Origin of the sequence: Terribacillus aidingensis, from assembly GCF_040703035.1 — a bacterium.
In the GTDB taxonomy this organism is placed as follows: domain Bacteria; phylum Bacillota; class Bacilli; order Bacillales; family Amphibacillaceae; genus Terribacillus.
This window is the reverse complement of sequence record NZ_CP159996.1, coordinates 104,409-121,838: the sequence shown is the minus strand read 5'-3', so window position 1 is coordinate 121,838 and position 17,430 is coordinate 104,409. Positions and strand designations below refer to the sequence as shown.

11 protein-coding genes are annotated in these 17,430 nt (G+C 43.7%); 5 read left to right on the top strand and 6 right to left on the bottom strand.

Features of this window, described 5'->3' with window-relative positions; translation table 11 throughout:
• The first annotated feature begins 70 nt into the window (after positions 1–70).
• Positions 71–616: a DUF4334 domain-containing protein gene (locus ABXS78_RS00695; protein ID WP_366248485.1), complete on the top strand. Its 546-nt coding sequence runs from the start codon at positions 71–73 to the stop codon at positions 614–616.
• A 198-nt stretch (positions 617–814) separates the two neighbouring features.
• On the opposite strand, the gene ABXS78_RS00690 is transcribed toward ABXS78_RS00695, so the two are convergent.
• The 6 genes from ABXS78_RS00690 to dapA form a co-directional block, all read right to left on the bottom strand.
• Positions 815–5,137, bottom strand: a complete 4,323-nt coding sequence (locus ABXS78_RS00690) for a S8 family serine peptidase (protein ID WP_366248484.1) — start codon at positions 5,135–5,137, stop codon at positions 815–817.
• Between the two features lie 545 nt (positions 5,138–5,682).
• The gene (locus ABXS78_RS00685; protein WP_366248483.1) at positions 5,683–7,038 is read right to left on the bottom strand and encodes an Nramp family divalent metal transporter; all 1,356 of its coding nucleotides are present in this window, start codon (positions 7,036–7,038) and stop codon (positions 5,683–5,685) included.
• 170 nt (positions 7,039–7,208) lie between these two features.
• Complete coding sequence (gene pdxA / locus ABXS78_RS00680; protein WP_366248482.1) at positions 7,209–8,216, bottom strand: 4-hydroxythreonine-4-phosphate dehydrogenase PdxA; 1,008 nt, start codon at positions 8,214–8,216, stop codon at positions 7,209–7,211.
• Positions 8,194–9,486, bottom strand: a complete 1,293-nt coding sequence (locus ABXS78_RS00675) for a four-carbon acid sugar kinase family protein (RefSeq protein WP_366248481.1) — start codon at positions 9,484–9,486, stop codon at positions 8,194–8,196. The genes pdxA and ABXS78_RS00675 overlap by 23 nt, the downstream gene beginning before the upstream one ends.
• Positions 9,487–9,500: 14 nt before the next feature.
• Positions 9,501–10,667: an iron-containing alcohol dehydrogenase gene (locus ABXS78_RS00670; RefSeq protein WP_366248480.1), complete on the bottom strand. Its 1,167-nt coding sequence runs from the start codon at positions 10,665–10,667 to the stop codon at positions 9,501–9,503.
• Positions 10,668–10,685: 18 nt separating this feature from the next.
• Positions 10,686–11,573, bottom strand: a complete 888-nt coding sequence (gene dapA, locus ABXS78_RS00665) for a 4-hydroxy-tetrahydrodipicolinate synthase (protein WP_366249848.1) — start codon at positions 11,571–11,573, stop codon at positions 10,686–10,688.
• Positions 11,574–11,803: 230 nt separating this feature from the next.
• Here dapA and ABXS78_RS00660 point away from each other — a divergent pair, with 230 nt between their 5' ends.
• The 4 genes from ABXS78_RS00660 (at position 11,804) to ABXS78_RS00645 (ending at position 17,403) form a co-directional block, all read left to right on the top strand.
• Positions 11,804–13,468 (top strand): PrpR N-terminal domain-containing protein, encoded by a 1,665-nt coding sequence (locus ABXS78_RS00660; RefSeq protein ID WP_366248479.1) that lies wholly within the window; start codon positions 11,804–11,806, stop codon positions 13,466–13,468.
• A 283-nt stretch (positions 13,469–13,751) separates the two neighbouring features.
• The gene (locus tag ABXS78_RS00655) at positions 13,752–14,498 is read left to right on the top strand and encodes an SDR family NAD(P)-dependent oxidoreductase (protein ID WP_366248478.1); all 747 of its coding nucleotides are present in this window, start codon (positions 13,752–13,754) and stop codon (positions 14,496–14,498) included.
• Between the two features lie 276 nt (positions 14,499–14,774).
• The gene (locus tag ABXS78_RS00650) at positions 14,775–15,980 is read left to right on the top strand and encodes a glycerate kinase (protein WP_366248477.1); all 1,206 of its coding nucleotides are present in this window, start codon (positions 14,775–14,777) and stop codon (positions 15,978–15,980) included.
• The gene (locus tag ABXS78_RS00645) at positions 15,958–17,403 is read left to right on the top strand and encodes an SLC13 family permease (RefSeq protein ID WP_366248476.1); all 1,446 of its coding nucleotides are present in this window, start codon (positions 15,958–15,960) and stop codon (positions 17,401–17,403) included. Before ABXS78_RS00650 ends, ABXS78_RS00645 begins: the two co-directional genes overlap by 23 nt.
• The last annotated feature ends 27 nt before the right edge of the window (positions 17,404–17,430 follow it).

Genomic DNA, 17,430 nt, shown 5'->3' with positions numbered 1-17,430 from the left:
TGTCCAGAATAAATCCTATGATACTATTAGATTGGTCTTGAAATATCTTTATCACAAAGGAGTTGGACAGATGGAGAATATCGATCTCCTAAACGTAATATTACGTAATGGTACATCACAAGAAGATGCCCTTGCTTTTTATGATCAGCTGGATATTGTTGAGCCAGAAGAAATGATTGGGATGTGGAAAGGAGAAGAAATCGTAACTGGACACCCACTGGAGGGACTTTTAACAGCATCAGGTTGGTACGGAAAAGAATTTATCGATGAAGAACATGTCCACCCTTTAGTTTTCAAAAAAAGTAATGAGGTTCTCTATACTATTAATCCAAATTTGCTTCCTATCAATTTTCTTTTGCAAAGCTTGCATAACATTCCCAAGAAAATCCTCCCCTCATCTATGACAATATTACGACCTATCCTAAAAACAAATAAGAGTAAAGCAAGGTTACGAAAAGTAAAACATAGAGGGAAAGTTACCTCAGCAATGATCTACGACAATAAAGGGATAATAGATGTTTTTAGAAAAGTTGATGCAAACACGCTTTTAGGTATTATGGATATAAAAGAACAATTTCCAGATAAAGCTTTCTTCTTTATATTAAGGAAAGTGTAAGCCTAATTATTATTAGTGAATTAAACTAGACAAGGGTTAATCCTAATGGTACATACCCTTTGCGCCAGTTCCGTCTTCCATATTCTTTCATGAAGCTATTCCTCAATCTTGTGTCCGAAAGCTTAAAAGCGATGTCGTATCGATGATTAACGATAAAAAGAAGGGCCTCTCCAATAATTCGGAGAAGCCTCTTCTTCGTTATTCCACAAATACCTTTCCAGCTGCAGTTGCTTCCGTCTCATTCCCGAATGCATCTGTTGCTTTCACGACCACATCCGCTCCATCTAGTTTCGCAGATGACGTTGCTGTCCAGTAGCCTACATAAAGGCCATCTTCGGTTTCCCTCATCGGCAGCTCTGTAGCTTGGGATGATGTCCGGAAATTGGTCAGCGGTGCCTTCAAGTAGAAGGTCGCATCCTCTAGACCAGGCTCTGATTCGAAGGAGATCACAACTGTTTCACCAGGCTGCACTTCTGCATCCTGATCTGGCTTCACATTTCCCAGTACAGGCGCAGTGTAGTCTGCTTCCAGCTCGATAACTTTCCTTGCTTTATTTCCTGCCTCATCTGTCGCGACTACTTTAATTTCATTGACGCCCTCATCCAATAGGATACGTTTGGAGAAAGTCCCGTCTTCATTTACATCTGTTTTCGCACCATTGATTGTCAGCTTGTTCAAATAATCATCTGATGCTGTCCCTGTAACAGTTACCGTCTCTTTATTTGTCTTGGAACCATCTACCGGTGCTGTAATCGTTAATTCCGGTGCCGTTTGATCCCGGATTATCGTCACTGGTTCAGATGGGGCTGTGCTGCCATTTTCCAGTTTTGTGACGGCTGTCAGACTGTTTTCCCCTTCTGTCAGCTCTACTTCCGCTGCAAAAGCTCCTTCATCCGATGCTTCTACTGACACAGCAGCCTCACCGTTATTACTGATCTCTACTGTCCCGCCAGGTGCGGCTGTCCCTTCCACTGTCACACTGTCTTCTTTCGTGACTGTGTCTGGTGCAGGCGACGTGATGACTGGAGATTGTGCTTCGTAATCAACAAGAGCACGAATCATGTAGTTCCCGTCCTCTTCCGGCACAGGGCTCCATTCCCCACCTACGTTCTGCCAGCTGCGGCCGGAGAATTCTCCGTCTTCATCCGTCGCCAATGCAGGAGTATTCGGATTCGGATCTGTTTGGACATAAAGAATATAGAAATCAGAATCTACTACAACGCCTTCTCCCGCCAAATCAACCTGAGTCCATTCTCCATTCCGGAGTGCTTCCCCAGTAATTGGTCCGGCGAGCTTCTTACCTGGTGCACCGTCTTCACCGGAATCATCATAGATTTCAACTGCAAAGTTCGTGCCTCCTGGTGTCGGGAAGCTTTCATCCCAGAAACGGAATAATCCGCCTGTCACCTGTGCTGAAGATTGCCCTTCCGCCAGCGTGAATTTAACTGCCCAGCCATTTCCGCCATCATAGAAGGCATGTGCATTCTCAGCAGTTCCATCATCATAGCCGATCTCTCCTGCAAATCCGATGAATGGCTCCAGCTCAACGTTTTGTTCTGTCGCTTCATCCGCATTCACCGTGACTTCGAATTCTGCTCCTTTGAAGGATGGTGCCGTGATTTTAAGTGTGTACGTTCCTTCATAAGCAGTCAGCGTATACGCCCCGCTCTCATCGGTTTGTACTGGTTGTATGGCCGCATCCTCGACTACATATACGTTGGCACCAGCAATCGGTTCACCTGTTTGGGAATTCGTCACAGTGCCTGAAACTGTTCCTTCCGCAATAGGGTCCAGCGTGAAATTCTGTGTAACGGCAGATCCCTCTGTTACGGTTACTGGTGCTGTGCTGGAGTGGAAGCCGTATGCGGAAGCCTCCAATGTCACATCACCTGCAGCCTGCAGCAAGCGATAGCTGCCATCTGCTGGATCCGTCTGTACGCTCCGGCCCGTTTCTTGTACTGTCACTGTTGCATCAACCGGTAAAGCAGCTGGGCTGATATCAGATGGATCTGCTTTTCCATCCGGCAGCGTTGGACCTTGTACATTTTTGATCGGTGTTGGAGCAAGCTTCTTCGCATCTACCTTCTTCTTACTCTTTGCACTATCCTTTGTCTGCTTTGCGTCCTCTTTCACCTTCTTTGTATCTTTCATAATCGAGGCAGAGGTGTTAGAGGAATCCGAAATGGCTACATCATCGATATACCAGCCTTGTTTGCTGATGCTTCCGTCCGTCTCCAGATGGAAACCTACGTAAACCGTTTGTCCGGCAAAGTCACCCAAATCGATTTGTTCAGCAGACCAAGCTCCATTTGCTCCATTGTACGTGCCTACCTGCTCCCAGCTCTCCTTGTCCGTCGAAACGACCACATGGCCATAATCATAACGGCTTTCCAAGTCGAACCATGTTTGGAACTGCAAATACGCTTCTCCATCCTCTGGCACTGCTACCGGCGGAGCTAGCAAAGTCGCATCTGCATTGTTTGGATAAGCACCTGTTCCGTATACATTCTCGCCAGAAGCTGCTGCCTCAGGGCCGTCAGCTGGGGCTCCCCACTCCCAGGAGTTCTGATCACCAAATGATGTCCAGCCAGATGGCTCCTCTTCAAAGTCCTGGCTATAGCCAACTGTCAGTGGTGCAATGAGCTCCACTTCGTACGTATCCGTCTCTGTTGTATTGCCGCCAAAGTCGGTCACGACAAATTTATATGCGAGTGAGTCACCTGTTGTCGCTTCCGCTGGCAGCACCGCTTGAAACGTACCGCTTGCTGCATTTCCTTCTACAAGCGCTGCCTCAACAGATTGCCATTCTCCCTCATCCTTTTTGTATTGAAGCGTTACCGTGTCTGCGCTGATGTTATCTGTTACTTCTGCTGTGAGTGGCGTGGCAACACCCTGATACACTTCTGACACTGCTTCATGTGTAATGACAGCAGGTTCTTCGTCCTCGCCATCCTGATAGACGTTACCATTGATTTCTCCGACACCAGTCGCAATCGTGGATACAGCCAAGTATGCATTCACAATACCGTGGCCGAATCCTTCATTGATTTCATCTGGATACTCACTGCTCGTCTGGCGATCAGCTGTATCGTACAAGATCGTTTCGATCTCATCGACTGTCAGCGAGCTGTCTGCCTGCAGAAGCAAAGCAATGACACCGCTTATATGCGGAGCTGCCATTGAGGTGCCGCTGAAAGAGGCACTATACTCACTGCCGCTTACCGAGGAGTAGACGCTCACCCCAGGAGCAGCAATATCCGGCTTGATTTCTCCTTCATAAGGCGAAGGGCCTCGAGAGGAGAAACTGGCCAATCCATCTTCACTATCCGTCGCAGCGACTGAGATCGACTCTGGATAATTGGAAGGTGCTGACACTGTTGCGTCTCCGTCCCCGTCATTACCAGCGGAGAATACTGGGACGATACCAGCATTTCGCCAGGTTTGGACAACATCCCTATACCATTCATCCAATCCTGGACCGCCGCCCCAAGAGTTATTGACGATATCTGGCGCCTGCTCCGGATGCGGATTGCCTTCTTCATCCTTTGGTGCAAGCATCCATTCAGCCGCATCGAGCAAGATGGCATCCGTTGTTTGCCCCTGTCCGGTATCAGGATGGAAAGCTTTTACCGCAATCCATTTTGCACCTGGTGCAACCCCAATATCCTGAGAGCCATCAGGTTCTGCACCGACAGCTGTACCGATTGTATGTGTACCGTGATCCAAGTCATCATACGGTACTGCTTCCCCATCGACCGCATCATACCAGTTGAATTCATGGGAAACATTATCCGGATCAGCTGGGTCATAGCCGCGGTATTTATCCAATAGTGCAGGATGATCATACTGCACACCAGTATCCAATCCGCCGATAACGACACCCGTTCCATCCAAGCCAGTTTCCTGCCATACCGCAGGTGCTCCGACCCTTTCTACGCCCCAAGCTTCGACTTCCTCAGCCAAAGCGGCAACCTGCTTTTCTTCTGCTTTTGCAGGCTCGAGAATTTTACGCTCTCTGTTTGGCAGGATTTTCTCCACTTCCTCAGAAGCAGCAATCTCCTCCATCACCTCTTTGGAGCTGGTTACCTTTAATGCATTGACGATATAGTAAGAGTCATAATCCTTTACAACGCCCTTGTCCTTTGCCTGCTTCAAGTAATCAAGCAAAATTGCTTGAGAAGCATCTGCAGTCACCCGCAAATCGCTGACAACAGCTGAGTTTTGGATGCGCTTCTCTTCCTTGGCAGACAAACTCGCAGACTGCTTCTTCGCCTTCTCGACAGCAATCTCTGCAGCCTTCTTCGTATCCGCCTGTTCCTTTAACTTAACTAGATACGTCACCTGCTCATCCGCTTTGAACTGCGACGTAACATCCTTGTCCACCTTCGCTGCTACACCCTCACTCGCTTTTACAGAAGTTCGCTCAGAAGACTGTGCTCGTGAAGCTGTAGGAGAAAGCAAGGACAAGAGAAAAACACCGACCGCCAGAATACTGAGCCATTTTGCCATTCGTTTTTGCATCTTCTCATTCTCCTTTTCCCTGATTTGGTCCTGCCCGTTAACCTTATCCACCTCCGCCTGTTAAATGACAGATTATGTAATATCGCTCAGATGTTATAGATAGATTACGAGATTCTGTCGGTTACGGGAAGAGTGTCGGGAGAAAAGAGGAGCATATGCGTAGATGATGGGATTTCCTGCGGGATAATAGTAATAATTTTCTGTTAATTTAAGATTTAATAATTAATCAATCGTACAATCAAAACCTTGTACTCAGTTCAAAAGATTTATATTTAGCTAATACAGTACACTTTCATGTTTATCTTTTATACGAAAGCTGCGAAACTAAGCTCTTTTTAATCTCATCTATTATAACTCTAACCCTCAGAAGAGAACTTAAACGCGAGTATATGGGAAATATATACATATAAATACCCCTTTTATCGTATTCCCCACTTCAGCAGCTAACTTATCTATTAAAAGGACTTTTAACCCTCTTATTCATATCCTTCACAAGACTTATGACATATAAAAAAAAGAATCCGGTAAATACCGGATTCTTTTTTCTATATGAATTTACTTATCTGATCGACAAAATTACGAATGATTTCCACCGTCGACCAAATACCGATAGCAGCAATAATTACTAAGATTCCTGTCTCCCACCATCTATTTTTGTAACCATCCATCATATATTTCCGGCTGCTTGTCATCAATACCAATCCAACGACAATAGGCGGAAGGATCAAAGCAGTGATGACACTAGTGCCGAATACATTCAGCAGTACCAAGTCCGGCGCTCCAGGGATCGATATAAGAATAGGAAGCAAAAGAAATAGACCAATGGATAAGTAGCGGAATTTGGGATCTTCATCTGTTTTTTTATAATCCTTCTTTGCGGATAGATGAAAGCCATTAAGCATCAGCAAAGTGAAGCCGCGAGCTTGAGCCGGAAAACTTGTAAAAGCCGCTAGGAACAGACAGACCCAAAGCATCGTCGGACCAGCTGGACCAACAGCCAATTCCATCATAAGCGCCAAGTCATTTTCATTGCTGACTGGTATGCCGGTTCCATAGAATACTTCCGCAGCTACTACCCAGAAAAGCACATTGATTACCAAGAGTGGCAGCATTCCCGTAATTAGGTCCAATTGCTGTATCTTCCGGTATTTCGGTTTATCCCAGCCTTTATCATCCATGAAATAAGGATACAGCAGATTTACAGCTGACCCGCCAATCGCTCCTATAGTAGCAACTGCGATGAATATGGCATTGAATGGCCCTTGGTTTGGCGGCATATCGAATGTCAGTCCCTTCAAGAACCCGATGACATCAAATGAACCGATTCGGAACAGGGCAAAAACGAACGCAGCAATGATGGCTACAGAAGCAAAGCGAGCCAGCATTTCCAATAACCTATATTGGTTTGGATTGATCAATAATAGGAACGTAAGTCCGACAACCACTAAACTGAAGAGGAAGACACCCCAAGTCTCACCGCCGAATCCCCCAAACAAATTATAAAGTGCAACAGCACATGCTCGGAGGAAGCTCATCTGAATGACTATTCCAAGGAACAAGATTGCAACACCCAGAAGTAAAGGGAACCCGCGCCACACTCTCTGAAATCCTTGCAGAATCGAAGTATCTCCATGACGGTTCTGCAATTTATACTTCGCTACCGCTGAAACCATGAAATAACGAGCAGCCAGCGCGACGACCAATGTCCATAAAAGCGCATACCCGTAGTTCGCACCCGAGACTGTAGAACTGACCAAATCCCCAGTACCAAGGAAAGTCATCGCCAGTACAAGGCCCGGTCCCAGACTTCGCATGTATTCCATAAATGTTTTAGGTAATGCAGACGGTGCTTCTTTCATTTCCTTGACAGGTGCTTCACTTTCCTTCAAGTTCTTATTCATCGCTTTTACCCCCTAATTTGATAGCGCTTACAATAAATAGCAAGCTATCAATCCTCTAAGGTGCATCGTATAGCGCTTATTTTGAATCAATTCACCATCTTATGCTTTTAAGAGAACAGCGGAAGATGCATCGTTTGCACTAGCATGTAATACATCTTGCCGCTCAACTATTACCTAGTAATTGATTGTTTCGGAGCTAAATCGGCTGCAGTCTGTAGAGCTGCAAGCATGCTGCGTTCATCTGCAATATTCTTTCCAGCTATATCAAATGCTGTTCCATGATCTACTGAGGTTCTCACCAGTCCGCCTTTTAAACCCACTGTTATGTTAACCCCTTCTTCTAATCCAAGCACCTTAATCGGAACGTGTCCTTGGTCGTGATAACAGGCTACTACGATATCAAAGTCTCCTCTGACCGCACGGAAGAATAGTGTATCTGCCGGGTGTGGTCCGCTGACATCGATTCCTTCCTGCTGTGCTTTCACAATGGCAGGCGTCAGCTTCTCCTCTTCTTCCCCATTTCCAAATAAACCGTTTTCCCCCGCATGCGGGTTGATACCGCATACCGCGATACGCGGATTATCATATCCCGCTTTTGTCAGCGTCTCATACGCCAATTTAATGACAGTGTATGTCCGCTCCGGATTAATGGCGGATATGGCATCCAACAACCCAATATGTGTTGTTAAATGAATGACGCGAAGTTTAGGTGAGGAAAGCATCATAGAATAATCCTTGGTTCCGGTCAGTTCTGCAAGGATCTCGGTATGGCCAGGATATCTATGCCCGCCTAAATGAAGTGCTTCTTTATTTAAAGGAGCAGTACATATAGCTGCTAACTCCCCTTCCTTGCCAAGCTCAATTGCCTTACTTAAGTAGTGAAATGCTGCATTCCCGGCTTCTTTGGAGACAACGCCCTGTTCCAGATCCTCCGGAAGCAGCTGTAGATCCATTACATCGATTACGCCATGCTCAAATCGGCAGGCATCAATAGTTTCGACAGTATGAAATTCCAGAACTGAACTAACGACCTCTGCCGCTCTCCTTAACATGCTGAGATCTCCGATTACAAAGGGGTTACCTTGCTCATAAACCTCTTTGTGCTGCAAAGCTTTCACAATGATCTCCGGACCGATTCCAGCCGCGTCACCCATACTAATTCCGATAGTTGGCTTCAACTTTATCTACTCCTTTAAGCAATTGCAATGCATTCCCCATGACTTCCTGTGATCCAAAACTTCCAGCCTTCGTGACAGCAATTATGTTAGTTCCATTAAGCTTCCCTATTGGAACCCCAACCTCAACTTGACCCAGGATGTGAAAAGAATCTGCTTGGAGTGCTTCCATCACACGAATAGCTGTATCCCCGCCAGTTAGAAATAATCTCGAGATTTTCATCCCTTTAACTATTGAAGCAGCCACTGCTCCTAAGTTCTGCGCAATCTTATTACTATTTTGAATCGCTTCTTCCTCATTGACTGCGACCGGCTTTTCGGAAGAAGAAAACAGCACAATATGTTTTCCTGCCGCATGTGCATATTGCGCCTCTTCCATTACTATCTTCCATTCATTTGTATCCTCAAGATTGTCTTGAAGCAGCATCACAGGATCGACTTCCAAAAATTGAACGCTATGATCTGATTCCATTAACCAGTTAAGCTGTTTACGCCCAACTGGACTTACACTGCCTACTACCAACAATACAGTTTCTTCCACAAGATCGAGAGATGGAGCAATCACCTTTTGTTCCAAGCCATGTGCGGTTGGAAGATATTCCATCAATCCCGCCGACCCCGCATAGATGACATTCAGTTTGGTAGCTACAGCAGCTTCGCTAAGCAAACGCAGATCGTCATCATCCTCTGAATCAGCTGTAATAATCTTAGCTCCCGCTGAAACAGCTGCTAGCAGCCGTTCGACCCTTTTCTCATTGCCAGATCTGATTTCCCCTATACTTAGATGTTGGACCAGATGCTTGCTTTGAGAAGAAACCAACTGCTTGATATCGGAATGTTTTACTGGCGTTTTTGGATCCTTGGCAGCTTCCGTATCCGCCAGAGGGATACCATGCAGGTAATGAATGCCATCTTTCACTACCCTTCCTTGTGATGGAAGGCCAGGAGCCAAAAGGATAACATCCGGCTTCAAAACATCATATAGGGCATCCAGCTCCTGCCCTACATTTCCCCTCATTGTGGAATCTATTTTTTTGTATATAATGTCCGGCGCTGTCAATGCAACCCCTTCAGCAGCTTCAGCAAGCTTGCTGTAAGCTGCTGATGCAGGAAGGGAACGACTGTCCGTATTGATAACGACCGCTTGGTTGCTGTCTATCTCTTTCATCTTCCCATCCAAAAGAACATCCACTTCTACAGCATATGGAAGCAGCATTGCACCGCAATCACTTGCACCTGTCAGGTCGTCCGCAATAATCGCTATCTTTTTCATCGCTCTTACCGCTCTCAGACTAACAGCTTGCGATAAATAGACTTTACATCTTCTTTATCCAACACCTTTGGATTATTGTCCATCAATCGCTTCACTTCCAAAGCAGCAACTGCCATTGATTCAATGCTCTCTTCTTCCACACCGTATTCCCCTAAATCCTGAGGTATTTCCAATACAGTTGTCAGTTCCTTAATTTTATCTACTACTGCCTGGGCTGCTTCTTCACTGGACAGACTATTTGTATCAATGCCCATAGGCTCAGCTACAGAGGCTAAGCGATCTACCATCGCATCCATATTGAACTGCGTCACATGTGGAAGCAGCATGGAGTTTGCCACACCATGTGCAATCTTGTACTTGCCTCCCAACGGATAAGCCATTGCATGAACTGCTGCCGTACCCGCTGCTGTTAATGCCATACCGCCATACATGGAGCCGATAAGCATTTTCTCTCTGGCATCCAAATCAGCTCCATTCTGATAAGCAGTAACAATATTAGCTGTAATCAACCGAATGGATTCCAGCGCAAACATATCACTTATCGAATTAGCCTTATTTGAAATATAAGATTCCAGCGCATGTGTGAATGCATCCATCCCTGTTGCAGCTGTGATTGGTTTTGGCAGTCCTGTTGTTAATGTTGGATCAAGCAATACTAGATCCGGAAGCAAATATCTGCTAACAACACCGATCTTCAGCTCTTGTTCAGGTAATGTGACAATGGCATTCGGCGTCACTTCCGCTCCGGTACCTGAAGTAGTTGGAATTAAGATAGTTGGTAACCCTGCCTTTTCCACCAGGTCAGTTCCAAGCAGGTTCTCCAAGGCAGTATCATTTGTTTTTAAAACAGATAGCAGTTTTGTTGTATCTAAAATACTTCCTCCGCCAAGCCCGATCAGTACATCATAATCTTTCACGCCGACAGTTTCTGAAAAGACTCTTTCGATATTTTCAAGTGTAGGTTCTGGTTCTACATCAGTTGTCAGATCCACAGTTATACCTACAGCTTCCAATGCCTTCTCTACCTTTTCTGCGGCACCTGCTGCAATCAAAGCCGGCTGTGTGATCAATAGCGCCTGTTTAATCGGCAGATTCAGTAAAGATAAATGTTCACTAATGTTATCTACTGCTTCACGACCTGCAACAATATGATCTGCTGTTTGGAATTTATAAATAGACAATTCGCTCTCCCCTTTTTGTTAACGAGTGTGTAGGTTGTATCCTTGCATCATGTTCTCGATTTTTTGCAGTACTTCTCCTTTTGCTTCGGTGACTGGAAGTCGTGGCGGTCCTACCGGAATTCCGGCTAACTCTACTGCTTTCTTTAGTGAACTTGGAATGGCCCCAAGCACGAAAGTCTCCCGTAAAGGCTGCAAACTGGACTGCGCTTCTTCTGCTTGCTGTTCGTCGTTATTCCGGAACCCTTCATAAATTGCTAACACTTTATCCGGCAGAACATTCGCAGTAGCCGCAACAGCTCCTTGCCCTCCGGCACGCAATGTTTGAAGGATTAACGAATCCGTTCCAGCAAACACTGCAAATTCTTCATTATTAGTAGCTTCTATATAAGCTTTGATGTTATCGAAGTTTCCGCTGCTGTCTTTGATACCAAGAATGTTCGAGTGCTTTGCAAGTCTGGCAACCGTCTCTGCCTCTATCGACATCCCTGTTTTGGATGGGATATTGTATAGCATGACAGGGATAGTAACTGCACTGGCAATCGTTTCGTAGTGAACTGCAAGGTCCGTTTGGTCAGGAGCGACAAAATAAGGTGTGATAATGGAAAGCGCATCAGCACCCAATGCTTCCATATCTCGGGATAAATCAATTACTTCTTTTGTGGAATTACCTCCTGTTCCAACCATTACCGGTACTCTTCCATTAGCTGTTTGGATGATCTCCTTTGCAACTGTAAGCTTCTCATCTCGGTCAAGCATATGAAATTCGCCATTTGTGCCTAAAGCAAACAATCCATGAACGCCAGCTTCTATAAGATAATTCGTTAATTTTTGTATAGCATCTTCGTTGATACGTTGATTTTCTGTAAAAGGCGTGACCATCGCTGGCCAAATACCAGTTAAATTCATTTTCTTCCCCTCCATTGTACGCGCTTTCATAAAGCATACTCCAAACTGTTTCATAAATCAACCATTTATAATAATTAATAGCCATAAATAAAATAACAAATGTTATTTCGTTTCATAATGAAACAAAATAACATTATGAATGGCTATAATAGAGTAGAAAAGGTTTTTAGATTCACACTGAATGTGGTAACGTACAAGTAAGGCGTTTAATTACACTTGAGGTGAAGGAAATGAAGATTACAGCCATTGCTCCTTATGCTGGCTTAGGAGAATTAATTCAAGACGTTGCCAACCAAAAAGAACTTGGCAACATTGATATAGTGCAAGGTGATTTACAGCAAGGGGTTAAATTTGCAATAGAAGCTGAAAAGCAAGGCACTGATATCATTATTAGCCGAGGCGGTACTGCTGAACGGATTAAGCAACATGTTACAATCCCGGTAATAAATATAGAGGTGTCTGGTTTTGACCTGCTTCGTATTATCACGCTAATCAAGGATACAGATAACAGAGTAGCCTTTGTCGGTTTCCCAGCTATAGCCAATGCGGTATCGAGTGTCAGTCAGTTGATCGATGTAAATCTTGATATTTATGCCATAGATGATGAGCATCATATTGAAAATCAGCTGCTATTATTGAAAGAAGAGAATTATACCTTTGTTATCGGAGATGTAATCACAGTTCAATTAGCAGAAAAAATAGGCATGCACGGCCTTTTATTGACTTCTGGAAAAGAAAGTGTCGTTAATGCTCTTCGCCAAGCAGTAGAAACGTACCGTACTGTGGAAAAAATAAAGAAAGAAAGAGATACGTATGCACAAATCCTCCAAGATTTGAATCAGCATACAATCATAGCAGATAAGTATCTGCAGCTTCGTTCACTCTCAACCCAGCCCATACCGCTTCCACCTTCTTTCATTAGAAGAATAGCTGCGGCTATTTTTCAGTTTGAACAAATACTAGTTGAAGTGGTATACAAAAATAGATTTTACCAATTACATGCACATCAATTGAGCTCACAGCAAGTAGTCATTGAATTACTGGAACAGGAAGCACCTTCTAAATCGCTGCCGTCCATTTCTTTAGTGGCTGATCCAAATGCTTCTGTTTATTTAAGCTCCAACCATGAAGAAGTGCAGCTGGCTATTGAACAAGCTGAAGCATTACGTGAACAACCTGCTCCTATTGTCATCATTGGTGAAAATGGTACAGGAAAAGAAAGTTTGGCTAGATATATTCACACTAACGATACTACTGATTTTATCCGGATAGACGGAGCAGCATTCCCAAGCGTATTACTTCCCTATCTGGCAATAGTGCTGGAGGATGGCGGTACACTTTATATAGTGAATGCAGATAAAATAGCGGAAACAACAAAGGACTGGATAGAAAAGCAGCTAAAGGCGAAAGTTCCATTTCGTATTATCCTTGCCATGAACAATAAGACATCAGACCGGATTCCAGCAAAATTCAAGATGCTCCATCTTCCGCCGCTGCGGGAACGCAAAGAAGATATTCCAAATCTGATCCGCTTATTTATTTCAAGTTTTAATAGTGAATACGGGGTGCAAATCGCAGGCATCAGTGAAGAGGCTGTACAGCTTCTTGAATCAAATCCATTCGAATCAAATATTATCGAGCTAAGCAGAATCATCAACAAAGCTGTACGAAAGGAAGAGGCAGCTTATATCCAAGATTCCACTATTGCAGACATAATGGACGAACTTCAGGATCAAAGTAAAACAGTTATCGACATTACTGGAACATTAGCCGATATTGAAACGCAAATCATCCAAGCAGTATGGCTGGAAGAAAAGAAGAATAACTCTAAAACAGCAGAAAGATTAGGCATTAACCGTACAACCTTATGGCGTAAATTAAAAGAGATCCAGTAAAACACTGATCTTAACCTCTAGAAGAGGATAAGATCAGTGTTTTTTATAGGTTTACTAGTTCTAAATCCACCCCTCAACCGCTTGAATTCCTCCATATTCATCACACATTCTTCATTATCTGATTGCAACCCTTTGATTAAGCGCTTACAATGAACATATATTATCTGTTTACTTTAGCAACAAGTGTATGAGCTAATCATGATCGATCTAGAAATCAATCTATTATCTGTTTACTTTTTAAACGAACAATATATTCTTACTTCAAAACATCGGAGGGATCATTTTGTCATTCCAAAACAAAGTTGTCGTAGTTACTGGTGCCACAAAAGGAATCGGAAGAGAAATTGCCCTAACCTTTGCTAGGCATGGAGCATCACTGATTGTGAACGGTCGAAACAGCGAAAGATTGACAGCCCTTCAGCATGACATCCAGAAAGAAGGCGGCACATGTTTTATTGTATCTGGTGACGCTAGCAGCCCTGAGACCGCAAATCAAATCAAGGAAATAATTAGCTCAACGTTTCAAAAGGTTGATGTCTTAGTTAATAATGCAGGTATGAACACCCGTACTCCTACTCTCCAAACCACTCTGGACGATTGGGAAAATATTATTAGAACGAACTTGACCAGCGCTTTTTTAATCAGCCAGTCCGTATTGCCTTTTATGATAGAGAATAAGCAAGGGGCGATTATAAATATCAGCTCTACAACTGCAAACACACCACATAAGAATGCAACTCCTGCCTATGGTGCCTCCAAGGCAGCACTTAATTATCTGACCATGCATCTAGCCTATGAGATGTCTGATCATAACATACGGGTCAATGCTGTCTGCCCTGGCCCAATTGAAACAGATATGACCGAGCAGTGGGACGCTGCATACAGAGAAAAAGTCATGAATGGCGTTCCATTGAAAAGATTAGGAGATGTGTCTGACGTTGCGGAAATGACTCTTTTCTTAGCTTCGGAAAAAGCATCATTTATTACGGGGCAATCTATCCATGTGAACGGTGGTACACTTATGCGCTAACTGTTTTATGTAAAAATATGCTTTTCCAGCTCTGACCTGGACGTAAAAAAATATTGCTTAATTAAAAGAGCAGGATCCCGTTATGAGGTCTCTGCTCTTTACTGTTTTTTTGATTCAAATCCACTATGCTCCCTTCTCTCCTCCTTCTACGCAATACACCACCATATTTTCTGAAAATTCATCAATCTTTAATCCAATCTTAATGGACTTCACAGTAAATACACCTTTTTGAAAGCTATGATAGCAGTATTAAAAAATATATTGGAGGAAAAAATTATGAAAGTTATTATGATTCCGTCAGGTTTTAAAGAATGTCTTGATGCAGAAGAAGTGGCTGTTGCAATGGGAGCAGGTGCTAAAAAATTCGAGCCTTTTATCCAGACCGAGATACTTCCCATGATAGATGGAGGAGAAGGCTTTGCAAAAGCGATTGTTAAGATCAAAGACGGTGAGTTAATCCATAAGACTGTCACTGGACCTGTATGGCAGAAGATCGATAGCCATTATGGTATTTTTCAAGAGGGGAAAACACGCACAGCAGTGATAGAAATGGCTGCCGTTGCTGGCTTGAAATTGGTACCAAAAGACTTGAGGAATCCGTTGCAAACAACCACATATGGCGTGGGCGAATTAATTCTTGATGCTTTAGACAAACACGTCAATAAAATAATTATTGGCTGCGGTGATTCTGGTACATCAGACGGTGGCGCAGGTATGGCTGAGGCTCTTGGTGTTGTATTTCTGGATGAAAAGCAGAATCGTATTGCTATAAGATCTGTCACGGATTTAATGAAAGCGATATCAATAGACACGTCTGCCTTACCCCACAGATTGAATGACGTTTCTATTGATGTTGCTTGCAACTGGAAAAATATATTGTGCGGTGACCGCGGCGTGGCGAGAGTTTTTGGACCCCAAAAAGGAGCAACAGCCGAGCAAGTTGATGCCCTTTCAGTTTCACTTGACCATTACGCTACATTAATTGAGGAATCTACAGGTATGGTCGTCCGCCATGCACCAGGAAGCGGTGCATCAGGAGGGCTCGGGGCAGGACTTCTTGCATTCACAGGTGCGAGGCTGCACCCCCGATTCGACCTGATTAAAAACTACATTCAGATTGAAGAGAAAATAGCAGATGCGGACCTCGTTATAACCGGTGAAGGCAGTCTTGACTTCCAGACACCTGATGGAAAGATTCCTTGTGAAGTTGCAAGGATTGCAAAGAAATACAATATACCTGTCATAGCGATTACGGGCTCAATTGGACGCGGAGCCGAAAACAATTACAAAGCAGGTATCGATGCATACGTAAGTATCATCCAATACCCCGTCACCTTAGAGAAGGCTATATCGAAGGCACCTAGATGGATAAAAGAGAGTGTAGAATGCATCCTGCGCCAAATCAGAATAGGTGTGACATTAGCAGACCAAAGGACCTCGAAAGAAAGGATCCAATCTCATGGAACAAGTGAATCGGTATAGAAGAAGCAAAAAGCATCTCGCCAAACAGAATAAAGAAATCCCTGGCAAAGCACGTCTTATAGGTATTATTCATGCGTTTATCCTATTATTTGTCATAGTGACAGATATGGATTATGCCGCAAAAGTATCGCTTTTTGCTTTCTTGTCCGCAATGACACTTTGGATCACGACAAAAATTCCCGCTGGATATGTTGCTGTTTCGCTTATCGCTTTTATCATATTTATGAATGCAGGGGAACCTCAACTGCTTTATCAATCATTCAGTGAAGAAGTTGTGTGGCTGATGCTCGGTGCATTTGTGATTGGTGAGAGTATTAAAGAATCAGGACTTGCTGAGCGGTTCAGTCATGCTATCCTGTTTCGGGCTAAGTCGAAACATTCCTTGATACGGGCTTTTACTCTTGCATTAGGATTAACGGCGCTTTTTATCCCTTCCACTTCAGGAAGGGCTGCCCTATCCATGCCAATTATCAAGCAACTAGGTACTCACTTTTCAAGTAAGCAAAAAGAATTTTTAGCTATTTTAGCTCCAGTCATCATTTTAATGAGCACCTCAGCAACTTTAATTGGTGCTGGTTCCCATTTGATTGGTATTGGATTACTAGAAAGTACAACGGACCAATCGATATCATTCGTGCAATGGCTGATATGGGGTGTGCCCTTTACAATCATTATCACTTTAATAACAATGTATATCTTAAAATTAACTTTATGGCCGAAGCGCTTCGCATCAGATAGCAGCGACGTCCTTCCTATTAAAAATGCGTATAGGGTTACACCTATAACTAAGATAGAGAAAAAGACAATTATCATACTCGTTGGTTTGATCATTGGATGGATTACTGAAAATATTCATGGGTATGATATCGCATTTGTCACTATGATTGGTGCATTGCTGCTTATGATGCCTGGCTATGGCGTAATAAGCTGGAAACAAGGTATAAAGGCCATTTCATGGAACTTGCTTTTATTTGTGGCAGCCGCCACAGCGCTGGGGAAAGTATTAGTGGATACGGGCGTTGTCGGCTGGATGGAAGAAGAAGTGATGCATAACTTGCATTTATTCACAGGAGCTTCAGAATGGACGATTGTTCTGCTGCTTTCCGTCGTAACCGTTACCAGTCATTTATATATCACCTCGCATACAACACGTGCTATTGTCTTTATACCAAGTTTAATCCTTTTTGGGCAATCTATCGCTGTCGAACTCGATACTATCGTGTTTTTAAGTTTAATAGGAATGAATTACTGTGTAACGTTCCCTGTCAGCTCAAAAGCTCTGCTTCTCTATTACGAAGAAGGTGATTGCACATACGACGCTAAAAAGTTACTCCAAATAAGTCTTGTGCTCATGCCGATTTATGTACTTGTTATCCTATTGTTCTATTTTACTTATTGGAAATGGACAGGATTATCTCTATAAGATAAAAAAAGCAGCGCCGCAATGGCA